Origin of the sequence: Streptomyces sp. NBC_01210 (assembly GCF_036010325.1) — a bacterium.
Classification (GTDB): Bacteria; Actinomycetota; Actinomycetes; order Streptomycetales; family Streptomycetaceae; genus Streptomyces.
The window spans coordinates 3,638,894-3,656,653 of sequence record NZ_CP108549.1 but is presented as its reverse complement, the minus strand read 5'-3'; the positions used below and the strand labels follow the sequence as shown (position 1 = coordinate 3,656,653).

11 protein-coding genes and 2 pseudogenes are annotated in these 17,760 nt (G+C 67.4%); 12 read left to right on the top strand and 1 reads right to left on the bottom strand.

Annotated elements, in window-relative coordinates:
- The first annotated feature begins 457 nt into the window (after positions 1-457).
- From OG735_RS16495 to OG735_RS16470, 6 genes are all read left to right on the top strand, one after another.
- Positions 458-2,125: a serine/threonine-protein kinase gene (locus tag OG735_RS16495; protein ID WP_327323930.1), complete on the top strand. Its 1,668-nt coding sequence runs from the start codon at positions 458-460 to the stop codon at positions 2,123-2,125.
- A gap of 223 nt (positions 2,126-2,348) precedes the next feature.
- Positions 2,349-3,620: a serine/threonine-protein kinase gene (locus tag OG735_RS16490; protein ID WP_327323929.1), complete on the top strand. Its 1,272-nt coding sequence runs from the start codon at positions 2,349-2,351 to the stop codon at positions 3,618-3,620.
- 38 nt (positions 3,621-3,658) lie between these two features.
- Positions 3,659-4,768, top strand: coding sequence for a peptide chain release factor 2 (gene prfB / locus OG735_RS16485; protein WP_327323928.1), 1,110 nt, complete (start codon positions 3,659-3,661; stop codon positions 4,766-4,768).
- Positions 4,769-5,116: 348 nt separating this feature from the next.
- Positions 5,117-6,736 (top strand): hypothetical protein, encoded by a 1,620-nt coding sequence (locus OG735_RS16480; protein WP_327323927.1) that lies wholly within the window; start codon positions 5,117-5,119, stop codon positions 6,734-6,736.
- An 84-nt stretch (positions 6,737-6,820) separates the two neighbouring features.
- Positions 6,821-8,707, top strand: coding sequence for a LamG domain-containing protein (locus tag OG735_RS16475; RefSeq protein ID WP_327323926.1), 1,887 nt, complete (start codon positions 6,821-6,823; stop codon positions 8,705-8,707).
- A gap of 533 nt (positions 8,708-9,240) precedes the next feature.
- Complete coding sequence (locus OG735_RS16470) at positions 9,241-10,866, top strand: hypothetical protein (RefSeq protein WP_442812610.1); 1,626 nt, start codon at positions 9,241-9,243, stop codon at positions 10,864-10,866.
- 376 nt (positions 10,867-11,242) lie between these two features.
- Here OG735_RS16470 and OG735_RS41950 read toward each other — a convergent pair whose 3' ends face one another.
- Positions 11,243-11,509: a hypothetical protein gene (locus OG735_RS41950; protein ID WP_442812440.1), complete on the bottom strand. Its 267-nt coding sequence runs from the start codon at positions 11,507-11,509 to the stop codon at positions 11,243-11,245.
- 1,040 nt (positions 11,510-12,549) lie between these two features.
- Between OG735_RS41950 and OG735_RS41945 the strand changes: the two are divergent.
- From OG735_RS41945 to OG735_RS16440, 6 genes and pseudogenes are all read left to right on the top strand, one after another.
- A pseudogene (locus tag OG735_RS41945) lies at positions 12,550-13,572 on the top strand (RHS repeat-associated core domain-containing protein); the annotation flags it as partial.
- A gap of 594 nt (positions 13,573-14,166) precedes the next feature.
- Positions 14,167-14,622: pseudogene (locus tag OG735_RS41940) on the top strand (polymorphic toxin-type HINT domain-containing protein); the annotation flags it as partial.
- Between the two features lie 269 nt (positions 14,623-14,891).
- On the top strand, positions 14,892-15,245 hold the full coding sequence (locus OG735_RS16455) for a hypothetical protein (protein WP_327323923.1): 354 nt from the start codon (positions 14,892-14,894) through the stop codon (positions 15,243-15,245).
- 498 nt (positions 15,246-15,743) lie between these two features.
- Entirely contained in the window at positions 15,744-16,994 is a 1,251-nt protein-coding gene (locus OG735_RS16450) for a helix-turn-helix domain-containing protein (RefSeq protein WP_327323922.1), read from the top strand.
- Positions 16,995-17,126: 132 nt separating this feature from the next.
- Entirely contained in the window at positions 17,127-17,420 is a 294-nt protein-coding gene (locus OG735_RS16445; RefSeq protein ID WP_327323921.1) for a hypothetical protein, read from the top strand.
- Complete coding sequence (locus OG735_RS16440; protein ID WP_327323920.1) at positions 17,420-17,731, top strand: hypothetical protein; 312 nt, start codon at positions 17,420-17,422, stop codon at positions 17,729-17,731. Before OG735_RS16445 ends, OG735_RS16440 begins: the two co-directional genes overlap by 1 nt.
- Positions 17,732-17,760: the final 29 nt, after the last annotated feature.

Genomic DNA, 17,760 nt, shown 5'->3' with positions numbered 1-17,760 from the left:
TCCCTTCTGCGCGGGGTGCCCGGCGGGGGAGCCGCCCTGTGATCGCCCCCACCCGGCAGGTCGGCACGCGCCACAGGGCTCCCGCCCCCACGACTCCGTGCTGAGGGCATCCTCGCACCTGCCACTGACAACACGCCCGGGGACCACCAGTACGTGATCTTGATTGGTCGGCTCTGGGCGTAAAAATGCCTGGTTGGGATCTGATCCGGAACGTGCGTGACGTTCGCGGCACGGCTCTTCGGCAACCATCCGTACGATGCCCGCGTCTTCCTTTCGAACACGACCAGCGGTCCATCAGGAAGGGATGCGCAGGAGGAAGTCGGGCAGACGACCGGCCGGTGACGTGTCCGGCGGCACTAAAGTGGGTCGGACACCCGGGCGGGCCACCGCGCCTCCGAGCAACGGCCACAGGGGCCCGGGACCATGCAAGGACCACGATCAGCAGGGAGCGCATGACGTGCGGCCGGTAGGCAGCAAGTACCTGCTCGAGGAGCCCCTCGGGCGCGGCGCCACGGGCACCGTCTGGCGAGCCAGCCAGCGGGAGACCGCGGGCGCCGAGGCGGCCGTCGCGGGCCAGCCCGGCGAGACCGTCGCGATCAAGGTCCTCAAGGAGGAGCTTGCGAACGACGCGGACGTGGTGATGCGCTTCCTGCGCGAGCGCTCCGTCCTGCTCCGCCTCACCCACCCGAACATCGTGCGCACCCGGGACCTGGTCGTCGAGGGGGATCTCCTCGCCCTCGTCATGGACCTCGTCGACGGCCCCGACCTGCACCGTTACCTCCGCGAGAACGGCCCGCTCAGCCCGGTCGCCGCCTCGCTGATGACCGCCCAGATCGCGGACGCGCTCGCCGCAAGCCACGCGGACGGCGTCGTCCACCGCGACCTCAAGCCCGCGAACGTACTCCTCAAGACCGACGCCGACGGCCAGATGCACCCGATGCTGACCGACTTCGGCATCGCGCGCCTCGCGGACTCCCCGGGCCTGACCCGTACGCACGAGTTCGTCGGCACGCCCGCGTATGTCGCGCCGGAGTCGGCCGAGGGCCGTCCGCAGACCTCCGCCGTCGACATCTACGGCGCGGGCATCCTGCTGTACGAACTGGTCACCGGCAGGCCCCCGTTCGCGGGCGGCACAGCCCTCGAGGTGCTCCACCGCCACCTCAGCGAGGAGCCCCGCCGCCCCACCACCGTCCCCGAGCCGCTGTGGACGGTCATAGAGCGCTGCCTGCGCAAGGAGCCGACTCAGCGGCCCAGCGCCGAGAACCTCGCCCGTGGACTGCGTACCGTCGCGGCCGGAGTCGGCGTGCACTCCACGCCCGCGCAGGTCGACGCCGCGCTCGGCGTCGCCGCGCTGCTCGCGCCCGACCCTTCTCCCGCTCAGGTGCCCGAGGCGCCTGGTGCGGCCGACCCGACGCAGGTCCTGCCGAGCAACGCGGGGTCGTACGACCCCAACGCCGCGACCAGCTTCCTGCCGCAGACCGGCGCCCCGCAGTCCGGACCCCCGCAGAGCGGCGACCCGACCACGGTGATGCCGCCCGTACCGCCGGGTCAGCCGCGTCCGGAGGACCCGCACCCCTGGCAGTCCCAGCTGCAGGCGGCCCGCGACCGCAACGAGCAGACACAGGTCCAGTACCTCGACCCGAGTCAGGACCCGCTGCGCCGGCGTCCGCAGCGCCAGCAGCAGAGGCCACCGCAGCAGCCGCCGCGGCAACCGCAGCAGTACGCGCCGCAGCCTCAGCAACAGCGCCCTCAGCAGCAGCGTCCTCAGCAACAGCGCCCGCCACAGCGGCAGCAGTACGCCCCGCCGCCGCAGCCTCAGCAGTACGCGCCGCCGCCCCAGCAGCCCGCGCCGCGCCAGCCGAGGCAGCCGCGCCAGCCCAACCCCAACCGCATGAGGATCCCGGGACTCGGCTGCCTCAAGGGCTGCCTCTTCACCGTCCTGATTCTCGTCGGCGCGGGCTGGCTGGCGTGGGAGCTGTTCCTCCAGGACTGGGTCTCCCAGGGCCAGAGCTACTGGGACGCGATCGGCGACGGCATCTCGAAGGTGACGAAGTGGATCTCGAATCTCGGCGGCTCGGACCCGGGCACCGGAGGCACCGGCAACGGCTCGGGCGCCGGACAGTAGTGACTCAGTAGCTTTGTCGACTTCTGCGGGGTGATTTTCCCCCGCAGAAGTGAAGGTTGGCGCCATCCGGGGCACACAGCCCCCCGATGCCCGCGTACGTTACTCAGGTGCGCCTCGCGTGTCGCCGTCCGCCACGGTGCCCGGCCTTCTTTTCGGGCCGGGGGTCCGGGGGTCGTCCCCCGGGTAGACACAGCGGGCAACGCCAGCCGCTGAGGGAGCAGTCTTGGCACGGAATATCGGCAGCCGGTACACGGCCCACCAGATCCTGGGGCGGGGCAGCGCCGGCACGGTGTGGCTCGGCGAGGGACCCGAAGGGCCCGTCGCCATCAAGCTGTTGCGCGAGGACCTGGCCTCGGACCAGGAGCTCGTCGGGCGCTTCGTCCAGGAGCGGACGGCCCTGCTCGGACTCGACCACCCCAAGGTCGTCGGCGTCCGCGACCTCGTCGTCGACGGCAACGACCTCGCGCTCGTCATGGACCTCGTCCGCGGCACCGATCTGCGCACCCGCCTCGACCGGGAGCGCCGCCTCGCCCCCGAAGCGGCGGTCGCGATCATCGCGGACGTCGCCGACGGCCTCGCCGCGGCCCATGCCGCCGGAGTGGTCCACCGCGACGTCAAGCCGGAGAACATCCTCCTCGACATGGAGGGCCCGCTCGGCCCTGCCGGTTCGCACCCGGCGCTGCTCACCGACTTCGGCGTCGCCAAGCTGATCGACACCCCGCGCCGCACCAAGGCACTGCGCCCCTCGGCGGGCCACGCCCCGAACCCGTCGGGCATCATCGGCACCCCCGACTACATCGCCCCCGAGATCGTCGAGGGCCTGCCGCCGCGGGCCGCGGTCGACATCTACGCCCTCGCCACCGTCCTGTACGAGCTCCTCGCGGGCTTCACACCCTTCGGCGGCGGCCACCCCGGCGCGGTCCTGCGCCGCCATGTCACCGAGACCGTGGTCCCGCTCCCGGGCATCCCCGACGAGCTGTGGCAGCTCATCGTCCAGTGCCTGGCCAAGGCCCCCGCGTCCCGCCTTCGCGCCTCCGAACTGGCCACCCGCCTCCACGACCTGCTCCCGCTCCTCGCGGGCATGCCGCCGCTGGACGTCGACGAGCCGGATGCCGAGCCACCCTCGGAGCCGTACGCGGAGGTGACTCCGACCACCCCCGACGAGCCCCGCCGCCGCGGCGCCGTCCCGCTCGTCCCCGGCGCCGCCCCCGCGGACTCCAACCGCGACACCCACACCTCGATGCGGGTCCCGGCCCCGGACGAGCTGGCAGGCGGCGCCCGCGGCACGGCCCGCGCCCCCCGTACCCCCGGCCAACGCCGCCCGGGCTCGGCCCGCCACAAGTCGGACGCGGTCCGCAAGCGCCGCATCACGCTGGGGGCGGCGGCACTGGTGCTGGCCGCGGTGGTGGGCGTCGGAGGCTGGCTGGCCACCAGCGACGGCGATACGGACGCGCCGCCGCAGGACTCGAAGCAGTCGGCACCCTCCGAGCCCTAGCGGGTCGGGCCGCCGCGCCCAGCCGTTACGCTGGGGGCGTGGCAGTCGTCGATGTATCCGAAGAGCTGAAGTCCCTCTCCTCGACCATGGGGTCGATCGAGGCCGTCCTGGACCTCGACAGGATGAGGGCAGACATCGCTGTGCTCGAGGAGCAGGCCGCGGCACCGTCCCTCTGGGACGACCCCGAGGCGGCGCAGAAGATCACCAGCAAGCTTTCGCACCTCCAGGCCGAGCTCCGCAAGACCGAGGCGCTCCGTGGGCGGATCGACGACCTCGGTGTGCTCTTCGAGCTCGCCGAGGACGAGGACGACGCGGACGCCCAGGCCGAGGCGGAGTCCGAGCTCGCCGCGGTCCGCAAGGCGCTGGACGAGATGGAAGTCCGTACGCTCCTGTCCGGCGAGTACGACGAGCGCGAGGCGCTGGTCAACATCCGCGCCGAGGCCGGCGGCGTCGACGCCTCCGACTTCGCCGAGCGCCTGCAGCGTATGTATCTGCGCTGGGCCGAGCGCCACGGCTACTCCACCGAGGTCTACGAGACGTCGTACGCGGAAGAGGCCGGCATCAAGTCGACCACCTTCGTCGTGCGGGCGCCGTACGCCTACGGCACGCTCTCCGTCGAGCAGGGCACGCACCGCCTGGTGCGCATCTCGCCCTTCGACAACCAGGGCCGCCGCCAGACGTCGTTCGCCGGCGTCGAGGTGCTGCCGGTCGTCGAGCAGAGCGACCATGTCGAGATCGACGAGTCCGAACTGCGCGTGGACGTCTACCGCGCCTCCGGCCCCGGTGGCCAGGGCGTCAACACGACGGACTCCGCCGTGCGCATCACGCACATCCCGACCGGCATCGTCGTCTCCTGCCAGAACGAGCGCTCCCAGATCCAGAACAAGGCGAGCGCGATGAACGTCCTCCAGGCCAAGCTTCTTGAGCGCCGCCGCCAGGAGGAGCAGGCCCTCATGGACTCCCTCGGCAAGAGTGACGGCGGCAACTCCTGGGGTAACCAGATGCGTTCTTACGTCCTGCACCCGTACCAGATGGTCAAGGACCTGCGTACGGAGTTCGAAGTGGGCAACCCCCAGTCGGTACTTGACGGCGAGATCGACGGCTTCCTCGAAGCGGGAATTCGCTGGCGCAAGCAGCAGGAGAAGTAACCGCACACTCATCAGGCCACGGCGCCGGGGTCCTTCGGGAGCCGGCGCCGATGGTGTTTCCGGTGGTAGCCGGTGATCGAATTTGAGTCAACCTCTGATATGTGGAGGCTGCCGGTCGGTCGTAATCTCGGCTTTCCCAGGGTGTGGAACCAGCCAGGTCGTTCCGACGTGAGGGATTCGTCCTCCAAAACCTTTGACGTGTGCAGGTCGTAACGGAGAGCATGCGGCAGGCTTAAGAACGTTTGTTCTTATAGGGGTGGGGGACGGGGAATGTCTGCACGTGCCTTGAAATGGTGGCGCCGAAGAACCATCACGGCGGCCCTTGTCGGGACGCTTGCGTGGGCCGGGATGCCGGTGCTCTTATCCGCTCCGGCGCATGCCGCCGGTCCGTCGGCCAGTGTGGAGCAGAGGGCACTTGCCCGTGCCGCTGAAACGGGCAAGCGGGTCGAGGTCGTCGGCGCGCGTACCGAGTTCGCCACCACCTACGCCAATCCCGACGGGTTCACCTTCCGGCTCGAACAGTCGGCGGTCCCGGTACGGGTGAAGAGCCGGGGCGGCTCCTGGGTCAAGCCGGACGCCACGCTGGAGCAGCGTTCTGACGGGACCGTCGCGCCGAAGGCGGCAGCAGTCGACCTGACATTCTCGGGTGGCGGCGCCGGCACTGGCCTCGTGAAGATCGCTCGCGACGGCAGGACCCTGGCGTTGGGCTGGCCGGGCCGGCTGCCCGAGCCCACGCTCGACGGCAACAGCGCCGTGTACGCGAACGTCCTCCCGGACATCGACCTGCGGATGACGGCCACGGTCGAGGGCTTCCGCGAGGTTCTGGTGGTCAAGACGCCCAAAGCGGCTTCCGACCCGGAACTGAAGAAGATCACGTTCTCGGCACATGCCACCGGGCTGAAGCTGTCTCCGACCGAGGGCGGTGGAATGACGGCGGTGGACGCCAACGCCACCGAGGTGTTCTCCGCTCCTCCCGCGATGATGTGGGACTCGTCGGGCAAGGCTTCACCGGCGTCCGGACCGGCTGCCTCGGCACGGGCAGCGACCACGAGGCCCGCCGCGCATGGGGACCGCACCGCCGGACCCGTCCCAGGGGATGAGACGGCAGATCTGCCCATCCAGGTGGGCAAGAACGCCATCAGCCTGGCCCCTGACGCGAAGATGCTCAAGGAGACCGACGCCTCGGCATTCCCGCTCTACATCGACCCGACGGTCAGCTGGGGCGAGGCGGAGCGGACCCTGCTGCGCTCGGACGGGTACAGGTTCTACAACTTCGACAACCAGGACGAAGACGGCGGTGAGCGCGGCAAGGGTGTCGGCAGGTGCGGCACATGGGGCGGCTACTACTGCGGCCCCGGCCATGTGCAGCGGCTCTACTACGAGTTCTCGCCGGCCAACCTTGCGGGCAAGCACATCCTGGGTGCGACCTTCCGGGTGACCGAACCCTGGGCGTTCCAGTGCGATCCGCGCTGGGTGGATCTGGTTCGTACGAACAACATCTCCTCGTCGACGGCGTGGTCCAGCCGGCCCGGCGAGCTGGATCTGATGGTCGACAGGAACGTCTCGGCGGGCCGGGGCTCACTCTGCGACCCGGACACCCCGGACGCCCCCATCGATTTCGCGGACAACGCGGACGAGACGAACGAGAACCTCACGGCGACGGTGCGCAACTTCGCGGCGGGCAAGTTCGCGCGACTGACGCTCATGCTCAGGGCCCACGACGAGGGGGACACCAGCGCCTGGAAGAGGTTCAAGAACGACGCGACGCTTGTGGTCGACTACGTAGGAAAGCCCAACTCCCCCACACCGTTCGGCTTCGTCACCGGGACCGGACTGTCCTGCTTGCCGAAGGTCGATGCTCCCGGGACGATCAGCGACCCCACGCCACAGCTCTCGGCCACCGCGCGCACCGTGGTCGGCGGGTCACCCGAAGCGCAGCTACGGGTCCGCTTCCAGGTGCAGAAGTAGACCGGCACGACGTGGACCGCGCTTCCGGACTTCATGTCACCGACATCCGGCTCTCTCGGCACGGGGCAGGCGGCGAGGCCCTCTGTGCCGCAGACACTTGAGGAGGGGCCTCTCTACCGCGTGCAGGCGTGGACCAGGTCGTACTGGAACAACTTCGGTAACTGGCTGACCTCGCCCGGCAGCGTGACCTGCTACTTCAAGGTCGACAAGACAGCCCCGAAGGCGCCGACGGTGACGCTCAACTCCATATACATGCCGTGCACCACGACGGCCTGCGCACCGGGCGGCGGGCCGGGCAAACCAGGCTCCTTCACCTTCTCTCCCGCGACCGGTGACGCGAACAATGTCGCCTATCAATACAAGCAGTCGACCGAGACGGTGTGGAGAACACCGAAGAACACCGGCGCGAGTGTGACGGAGACGATCACTCCGCAGCTCCCGGGTACGTACCAACTGGAAGTACGGGCCAAGGACAACGTGGGCCGATGGGGTGCGTCGCAGGTGGTGTCCTTCCTGGTACAGGACGGACCGGGGCCTGTGGGGCGGTGGCACTTCGACGAGGACTCGGGCCAGGCGCTGGACTCGTCGACCGCGGACGCCGCCAACCAGGACAACGCGACGCTGTCTGCGGGTGCGGTTCGCGACGACCTGGGGCGTCGAGGGGAAGTCCGGTACGACGCTCAGGGCAATCCACTGAAGACGTCGAAACAGGACAAGGGCCTCCAACTCGACGGTGTAAATGGGTTCGCGGCAACGTCCGGGCCGGTACTCGAGACCCGATCGTCGTACACGGTTTCAGCATGGGTGCGGCTGAATCCTTCGGCGACCAAAACAGTTACGGCCTTGAGCCAGCAGTCATCCTCCAGCAGCCCGTGGGGTCGTCAGTACAGCCCGTTCATGGTGTCCCACGGAACGGCGGGCTGGAGTATGCGTGTGCTGTCGACGTCGTCCGTCGGCGGTTCGAACATGCACGAGATCAAAGCGAAGCAGTCTGTGCCGAAGGGGGTCTGGACGCACGTCGCCGCAATTCATGATGTGGCTGCCCACAAGGCCAGCTTCTACGTGAACGGTCAATTGCAGGGAACTGCCGACACCGGCACTGCCTGGACCGCGGACGGCCCGTTGCAGATTGGCCGCCTGATGTACAACGACGTGTACATAGACCACTTCGCCGGATCCATCGACGAAGTCGCAGTCTGGCAGTACGCCCTGCAGCCGGAGGAGGTAGCCCAGGAAGCCCGAACCCTGTCCGGCACGTCCGGTCTCCCGGACGTCGAGCTGGTCGGGAGCTGGAACGCCGAGGGCGCGAGCGGGACCACCGTTGCCGACACGACCTCCGGCTACGGGCGCACCGTGTCATTGGCCGGTGGCGCCACGCTCGATGGTGAGTCGATCGTCCTGGACGGCTCGGACGGTGCCGCGACCACCGCAGGGCCCGTGGTCGACGACTCCGCGTCCTTCACTGTCACCACCAGCGTTCAGCTGGACACGGCCAAGTTGCTGACCAAACAGGCCGGATACGTCGGGCAGGTCGTCGGACAACGCACCGCCGACGGCTCCTCCTGGGGTCTCTGGTTCGAGCTGACCGGCACGAAGACCGAGGTCGACGACGACGGCGACGAGCACACCGTGCCCGTCGGCTACTGGCGGTTCGGCCGGGTCAACAAGGACGGCACAAGCACCTGGGTCAGCTCCGACGAGGACGCTGCTCTCGATTCCCCCGTCCGCCTGACCGGCATCTTCGACGCCCTCTCCGAAGACGGCCCCGTCATCCGCCTGTACGTCGGCCTCGACCAGAACGACAGCGACAAGGCCTACTCCGCCCTCGTCGGCTCGGGCGACCTCGCCGTGGGCAAGGGCTACAGCTCCACGGCCTGGGGTCACTTCCTCCCCGCGCGGATCGGTGAGGTCCGCCTCTGGGCAGGAGCCATGGCCGGCAAGGACCAGATCGAGGCCGTGATCGGCGACTGACCGCCCAGCTCCGGGTGGGACCACCACATCGCGTTCCGCGGCGAGTGGTCCCACCCCGGACCGGGCGGTCGAGCGATCGCGTTTCACAACGCACTTCTTGAGCTGCATCGGCGCGTACGTACGGCTGGTGCGTACGCGACATCATGGGGGTTGGGGTCATGGGCAGGGGTTCAACAGCACGTCACAGAGGCACCGGAGCGCGGACCTGGGTGATCACGGCTCTCGCCGCGGTCCTCGCCGTGCCGGCGGGGCTGAGCCCCGTTGCGCAAGCGGCACAGGCGGCCGACGGCGGTCCCGGCCGTCCCGTGGTCCCCAAGCCGCGCGAGGGCAAGGTCAAGGAGCTGAGCGCCACCGGTGCCAGGAAGGCGCGCGAGCGAGTGGCCCAGGAGAAGGCAGGCAACGCCTCCGATGCCGCCCGGGCTTCCCAGCAGCAACGCGCCCACTGGCCAGGCCCGGGGACCGCCACGATGACGCTCACGGGTACGAGCGCGCGAACCACGGTCGGTGGAATCCCTGTGACCGTCAAGACCGGCATGTCTGCCAAGCCCGCCCGCACTGTCGCCGGACAAGCCAGGATCAGCGTCCTCGACCGCAAGACCACCAAGGCGGCCGGGGTGCGCGGTGTCCTGCTCACCGCGCAGACGAACCAGCCCGGCAAGGCCGAACTGACCGTCGACTACGCCTCCTTCGCCTCCGCCATCGGCGGCGGCTGGTCCAGCCGACTGCGGCTCTCACAGCTCCCCGCCTGCGCGCTGACCACGCCCAAGCTCGCCAAGTGCCGTACGCTCACCCCGCTGAACTCCCGCAATGCCGTCCGTGCCCAGAGCCTGTCGGCCGCCGTGAGTCTGGCCGCCCCGACCGTGCTCGCCGTGACCGCCTCGGGCCCCGGGCCGTCCCCCTCCGGAGCAGGTGACTACTCCGCCACCCCGCTCGCCTCCTCCTCGACCTGGGAGTCCGGCGGATCGTCGGGCTCGTTCACCTGGTCGTATCCGATGGATGCCCCCAAGGCCGCCGCGGGTCCGTCACCGTCCCTGAATCTGACGTACGACTCGGGCAGCATCGACGGCCGTACCGCCGCGACGAACAATCAGGGCACTTCGGTCGGCGAGGGCTTCGACCTGTCCACTGTCTCCTACATCGAGCGAAAGTACGGCTCGTGCGACAAGGACGGGCACGACAAACAGTACGACCTGTGCTGGAAGTACGAGAACGCCTCCCTTGTCCTCAACGGCAGGTCGACCGAACTCGTCAAGGACGACATCACCGGCAAGTGGCGGCTGAAGAACGACGACGCGTCGACCGTCGCCTACGGCACGGGCGCCGCCAACGGCGACGACAACGGTGAACACTGGACCGTCACCACCGGCGACGGCACGAAGTACGTGTTCGGTCTCAACAAGCTGAGCGGCGCAGACACTGAGCGCACCAACTCCGTATGGACCGTTCCCGTCTTCGGCGACGACTCCGGCGAGCCCGGATACACCCAGGGCGACGCCTTCGGCGAACGCTGGCTGAACCAGGCCTGGCGCTGGAACCTCGACTACGTCGAAGACACCCACGGCAACGCCATGTCGTACTGGTACACGGCCGAAACCAACCACTACCGCAAGAACAAGGCCGGCACCGCCGATGCCAGGTACACGCCGAGCGGCTATCTGAACAAGATCCTTTACGGACAGCGCTCCGACACCCTCTTCACCGCTGAGGCGCCGGGCCGGGTGAACTTCACCTACGCCGAACGCTGCACGGTCTCCAACTGCTCCCCGCTCGCCGACGACACCTCCAAGACACCCGCCAGCAGATCACCTACAACGGCGGCACCCCTGTCGGCGTCACGGTCAACACCCCCTGGTCGGCCAGGACTGCGACACAGCACAAGTCCTACGCCGACATCGAGTCGTACTACGTGCGTACCGGGACGCAGTCCACCCACACCTATCTCACCGGACCCAAGACCTGGCGCACGGCGAGTGCGGTCACGAAGTACGACGCCTACGGCATGGCGTACGAGGTCGACAACACAGGGGACATCAAGGACGGCAGCGACGACACCTGTACCCGCACCTGGTACGCCCGCAATGACGCGAGGGGCATCAACAGCCTGGTCTCCCGCACCCGTACGGTCGGCCGTAACTGTGCGATCGCGGAGGCAGAACTGAAACTGCCCGCGTCAGCGGCCAAACGCGAAGACGTCCTGGCCGACACAGCGATTGTCTACGACAACGCCGCTGCCACTGCCTGGTCTGCCAGCCAGACCCTCACGAAGGGCGAGGCGACCTGGACCGGCCGCGCTTCCGCCTACCCGGCCACCGCGACAGGCGGCGAACGCCATCCGTCGACCTGGCAGACGATGTCCAAGGCCACGTACGACACTCTCGGCCGTCCCCGCAGGATGACGGACGCGGCCGGCCAGCCGACGACAACGGACTACTCCCCGGTCGGCGCCGGAATCCTCACGAAGACGATTGTCACCAACCCCAAGACCTACAAGACGATCACTTTCCTCGACGGCGTGCGCGGACTGCCACTGCGCACCTACGACGCCAACTTGAAGAAGACCGAGCAGACGTACGACGGTCTGGGCCGTCTCACGGGAGTCTGGCTGCCCAACCGCAACAAGGACGGCGGCCAGTCGGCCAGCATGACCTTCGCGTACACCTTCAAGCGGGGTGTGGTCCCCTCCATCGCCACCTCGACGATCAAGTCCTCGGACACGGTGACGACGTCGTACGAGATCTTCGACTCGCTGCTCCGCCCGCTGCAGACACAGAGGCCGACACCGAACGGCGGGCGGCTGCTCACGGATACGCGATACGACTCTCGTGGCCTGGCCTACGAGACGTACGCAGACATCTACGACTCCGCCAAGACACCGAACGGCACGTACGCCCGGGCCGAATACGGAGGCGCGCCCAAGCAGGCCATCACGGTCTTCGACGCTGCCGGGCGTGCCACGAGCAGCAGTTTCCATGTCTTCGGTGTGAAGAAGTGGACCACGACCACGAGCTACACGGGCGACTCCACTGCGACGAGCGCGGTGAGCGGAGGACAGGCAACCCGGGTCATCACCGACGCCCTCGGCCGTGCGGTCGAGCGACGTGAGTACGCGGGTCCCGACCCGGCGGACGTCGAATACGGCGGCGGTCTTGGCGCCCAGTACACGTCCACATCCTTCACGTACACCCGCGATGCCAAGCAGGACACGATCACCGGACCGGACGGTGCCAAGTGGTCCTATACCTATGACCTCTTCGGCCGTCAGGTCACGGCGACGGACCCGGACACGGGCACCTCCAAGACCGGATACACGGTGTTGGACCAGACCGACTGGACCGAGGACTCAGAGGGCAAGGGACTGCTCTACGGCTATGACGAACTCGGCCGCAAGACGGGCCTCTGGTCGTCCGCGCGCACGGACGCCAACAAGCTTGCAGCCTGGACCTTCGACACCCTGGCCAAGGGATACGGAGACAGCTCCACGCGCTACGACGGCGGAGCGACCGGCAAGGCGTACACGAAGAGGATCCTCACCTACGACACCCTCTACCGGCCCACGAAGACAGAGCTGCTGCTGGACGCCAACGAGCCGCTTGTTCTGACCGGTGGCGCACAGACCAGTTACACCTTCGAGAGTGCCTTCAACCTCGACGGCACTGTGCAGAACTCCACCGAACCGGCAGCCGGCGGACTACCCGCGGAGACCATCGAGAACCGCTACACACCCACTGGCCAGCCGACTGCCGTCTACTCGGGAACGTCGGGTTACTTGCAAGGCGCCAGCTACAGCGAGCTGGGCCTGCCAGCAGCTGAAGCTCGGTGTCTCCGCCGCGGCGGAAGCCAAAATGACGTACCTCGACAACCGGTACGAGCAGGGCACGGACCGCCTCACCCGCTCCTTTGTGACGACGCCTCAGACCGCTCCGTACAAGCCGCAGGATCTGAGCTATGCGTACGACGACGCGGGCAATGTCACGAAGATCGCCGACACCCCCAATACGGCGCCTACGCTGGCGACCGACATCCAGTGCTTCGCGTACGACCGTCAACGCCGTCTGACGGAGGCATGGACGCCGTCGACGGACGACTGCACGAGCAAGGCCCTGGGCGGCCCGGCACCGTACCGGACCGGGTACACCTACAACCCGGCCGGCCAGCGGGCCACCGAGACCGTGACTCCCGGGACCGGTGCCGCGACGACCACCAACTACTGCTACATGAGCGCGTCTCAGCGCCACAGCCTGACCGCGACGACGAAGACGCCGGACTGCAAGGGCGTCACGCCGGGCTACGGCTACGACAAGACGGGGAACACCACCGGGCGCCCAGGCCCGACCGGAGTCGCCCAGGTCCTCGTCTGGAACGCCGAAGGCAAGATCGCCACCCTGACCGAGGGGGCGAAGAAGACGGGCTATCTCTACGACGCGGAGGGCACGCTCCTGATCCGCCGGGCGGCCGGGGACGGGGAGAGCGTCCTGTACCTGGGCGCGACGGAGATCCACCACAAGGTCGCGGGCGCGGCCAAGAAGACCTGGGCGACCCGTACATATGCGGCGGGCCCGCAGACGATCGCGCTCCGTACGAATGAATCGGGCGCCTCGAAGCTCTCGTTTCTGGCGGGCGACCACCATGGCACGAGCAGCCTGGCGCTGGATGCCACAACTCAGGCGATCACCAAGCGCTTCACGATGCCATTCGGTGCACCGCGCGGGGGAGCGGTGGGCACTTGGCCGGACGACAAGGCATTCCTCGGCAAGCCGGCCGACACTGCCACCGGCCTCACCCACATTGGTGCCCGCGAATACGACCCTGGCATCGGTCAGTTCATCAGCGTCGACCCCGTCCTCGCCACGGACAGCGCCCAATCGCTAAACGGCTACAGCTACGCCAACAACGCCCCCGTCACCACCAGTGACCCCACCGGCATGTGCGCCGAGGTCGACTGCCCTGCACACGGCGTAACCCCAGTGCCCGCAGGCTCCCCCCATCAGCAGAAGCCCTCCAGCGGCCAGAGTGTCCACGCGGGCCAAGGCACTAGCAGCACCGGCGGAACAGCCAGTGGTGGCGGTGGAGGCACATCAAAAGACGGCCAACCGATGATCGACGGCATCCGAATGCCCAAGTACACGGAACTGGGCAACTATGCGGCTGGATATGCCGACCAGGATACCTATGGCTACCGCATAGAAAAGTGGGCCAAGAATAATTGCTTTGGGCGTGGTGGGCCTAGTTCCGACTATGTGGCCTTCTGTGGCACGGCGAAGACGGCGGGGCTGCTGGAAGTCGGTGATGATCCGTTCGGGGTCAAGGTCGTCGGGCGGTGTGTCTTCGAGGGAGAGAATTGCGGCGAGGCGGCGGTCACTGTCGGGCTCTACCTCGTTGGTGCAGGAATGGAATGGGGTGTGGCGAGAAGAGCAGCAGCTCGTTCGGTCGCGACCAACGGAGAATCCGGTGCAATAGCGAAAGCTCTGAGTGGATGCAGATGCTTCCTTGCCGGCACTGACGTTTTGATGGCTGACGGTTCTGCAAAGGACATCGAGGATGTCAGGCCCGGCGATGAGGTGCTTGCGACTGACCCGACGAGCGGAAAGACCGGGAAGCGCAAGGTAACCCGCCTTATCGTCACCGACGATGACAAGCATTTCAACGAACTGACGATCTCGACTGAAGACGGCCCAAAGAAACTCACCGCCACGCACGAGCACCCCTTCTGGTCACCGACTGAGAAGCAGTGGGTCGAAGCTGGCAAGCTCAAGCCTGGCATGAGACTGCTCACGGATGACGGCACCACCGTCGCTGTGGCGGGCAATCGCGCCTTTGATAGGCATGCACGGACCTACAACCTCACCGTGGACGACCTGCACACGTATTATGTGCTCGCCGGGGGTACGCCGGTACTTGTTCATAACGCGGGCTGTGATGATTTCGCGGACAAGCTGCAAGCAAAGATCGGTGGCGAAATCTATACGCTGACCCCCAAGGATGGGCTCCCGGCGCTTGGTGACTACAAGCTTGCTGGTGAATCCTGGGGGCATCATACAGTCATCGTTAAGGATGGCAAGGTCTATGACCAATTCACTGGCAAGGATGGAATGCCGATTGATGAGTGGAAGGGGAAGTGGGCCTATCCAGATGCTCACGAGTGGACGCGTAAGCGGTAGCTCCCTGCCTGGAGAGGATTAATAGAGTGCGTCAGATTGAAGACTTTATCAACGTTCTTGACGGTCGTGCAGGTATGTACACGATGGGTCAGACGTTCGGTGAAGTGTGTGCGTTCCTCGATGGTTTCGATGCGTGCTCCGAGCTGAGGATGATGAAAGGGTTTCAATCTTGGCTGGCAGGTCGAACCAAAGGGAAGTCGGAGTTGACTTGGTGGGCTCTGGTTCTTTCTGAATTCGGGGATGAGGTTCGTGTTGCTGATGTACGAAGATTCTCTGCGGGCGAGAATGAGCAAGCCATTGAACACTTGTTTCGACTCTTTAGGGAATATTTGGATGATAATTCCCGGCGGCGTGATGGGACTAGAAATGGCCTGGTCTAGTGCAGGTGCGTCGTAGCGCGGGAATGAGTGGGGCGCGCGGGATAGATCCCTCCTCGGCCGGACACCGGGGGGCGAACCCTGGCCCGGCAAAGCTGCCCGACCGAGGAGGAACCCACCCCGATCTGGCTGTGACGCAGGCGGAGTTCCGCCCCTCAACTACCCAGCTGACCTCTGATCGTTGACGGCATCGCTGACGGCAACGGAGGCAGACGTCAGCGCACACCGACAGACACCAGAGCTTGCCACCGACCTGCGAAAAAGCAGGCCGGAATAGCCCGCCTCCCACGCCTTGTTTCAGGAGGAGATGGCAGTGGGGTGACGCGGGCCGTGGACGCGGAGGTGGCGCACGAGCAGGATGCAGCTTGGCCCTGCCTCCTTCTTGGGCCAACCCCTATGAGTAGGGCGCCTTTTCGGGTGAGGTGGGCCGATCTTTGTTTCCCTGGGGGCCTCGCGCCGTACTCTGCCTGTGACGTGGGTTGCGCAGAGAGAGGCAGGGCCATGCCGTCCGATGTCACCGCTAACCCCCTCATCGAGCCCATCGCGTTCGGCCAGCGGATGCAGGTCCTGCGTACCCGCCGGGGCATGAGTCGTACCGTGCTCGCCGGGTTGCTTGGTAAGTCTCCGAGCTGGGTGAAGCAGGTTGAGGGCGGGCAACTGCAGATGCCCAAGCTGCCCATGGTGCTGCGGATCGCCGAGGCGTTGCGCGTACGGGATCTCTCCGAGCTTATGGGTGATCAGTCCGTACCCACCGCATTGTTTGCCGGTCCGGGCCATGCGCGACTTCCGCAGGTGCGTGCGGCTATCGACGCGTATCCGTTCACGGCTGACTTCGAGGCCCCGCCTGCCGCCGACTTGGAGGCTCGCCTCGGGCGGGCCTGGAGGGCTCGGCACTCGTCACCGAACCACCGAGACGTCGTTGGTTCTCTGCTGCCCGAGTTGATCCGTGACGCGCAGCTCGGTGTGCGGCAATCAGAGACGGCGGCTCAGCGGCGCTCGGCGCAATCGCTGCTGTCGCAGACGTACAGCCTCTGCCAGTTCTTCATCGCCTACCAGCCCGACGCTTCGCTGCTGTGGCGTGTGGTCGAGCGGGGGATGGTCGCGGCATTGGAATCGGAGGACCCGCATACGCTCGGGGTGGCGGCCTGGCTTGCCGCGCAGGCGCACCGTGACAGTGGCCCGGCCCATTTCGAGGCGGCTGATGCGGTGACCTTGGGGACGATCCGCTACCTGGAGCCGCTGCTGCCGGGGGCCGGTGATGACGTGCTGGCCATCGTGGGAGCCCTCCAGTTCGAGGCGGGATACACGGCAGCGCGCCGGGGCGATACCGGTTCTGCATGGGGCTACTGGGATGTGGCGCGAGGCATGGCCGAGCGCCTGCCGGCCGACTACTACCACCCCGTCACATCGTTCTCCCGGGCTGTCATGGGGGCTCATGCGGTGACCGTCGCTGTTGAGCTGCACGCAGGTGGGGAGAGTGTCAGGCAGGCCGCTGCGGCCGATGCCGCGACGATCCCGTCCCGCCCGCGGCGCGCCCGGCACCGTATTGAAGAGGCCCGTGGATACCAATTGGACGGGCAGCCCGAAGTGGCCTTGGCGGCTCTGGACAAGGCGTATGAAGCGGCCCCGGAGACCATGCGCTACAACGGCTACGCGCGCCGCATCCTCTTGGAGGAAGCGGAGTCGAAGAGCCCGTCCCAGCGGCGGCGCGCCGGCGAACTCGCCGTGAAGGTCGGCATGTTGGCTGTCTGACGGAAGGGGCAGGAACTCTGCCCCTTCCCCCTGCGCAGGGGTCCTACGGTCGGTGGTCGTACGACTACCGAAGACCCCCGCGGCCGCGGTAACGGCCCGGGGGCGTGGTCCACCTGAAGAAAGCAGGTCGACGTGCCGCACTGTATCGCCCGTATCTTCGAGCAGTTACTGAGACTGCTGTTCCCCGCCCGTGGCCGGCACAGGGTTGTCCGGTGGGCGCCCTTCGGCGCAGCCCTGGCTGTGCCGAAGGGCGCTGCCTGCGTACGTGTCCCGTCGTTGCTGCGGGGTGAGGACTCCGCGCTCGTACGCCCCTATCTCCTCGCGCACGAACAACGACTCCGTAGACAGCGCCGCCTGGTCCTGTGGCTCGCGTCGTACGGGATCGATCTCGACACCCGGGACATCCACGGGCTGGGAGCCGCCTGATGGGCATGGAGCCGGCCGCCCGGCTGCTGCCCTGGAGCGGCCCTGAGGGCAAGCCCTGCTACCTGCTCACGGACAAGGGAGGTGGCTACGTCTCCCGGGTCGCCGACCAGATCGAGTCCGTTCAGCTCGGAATGGGTGCCGAACTGCTCGGCCATGCAGAGGCGTTGCTCGACGACCCGCGAGCCGACGCCTTCCAGCTCCGCTATCTCTCGGCGCGGCTGACTGAAGCGCTACGGGACGCCGTGCGCGTTGCTGAAAGCCGCGGGGCCCGACTGCCCGAACCCGACACCGCCCCGCCGCCCGGACCCTGATGGCCTCAGTGGGCCCGGCAGAGCCCTAT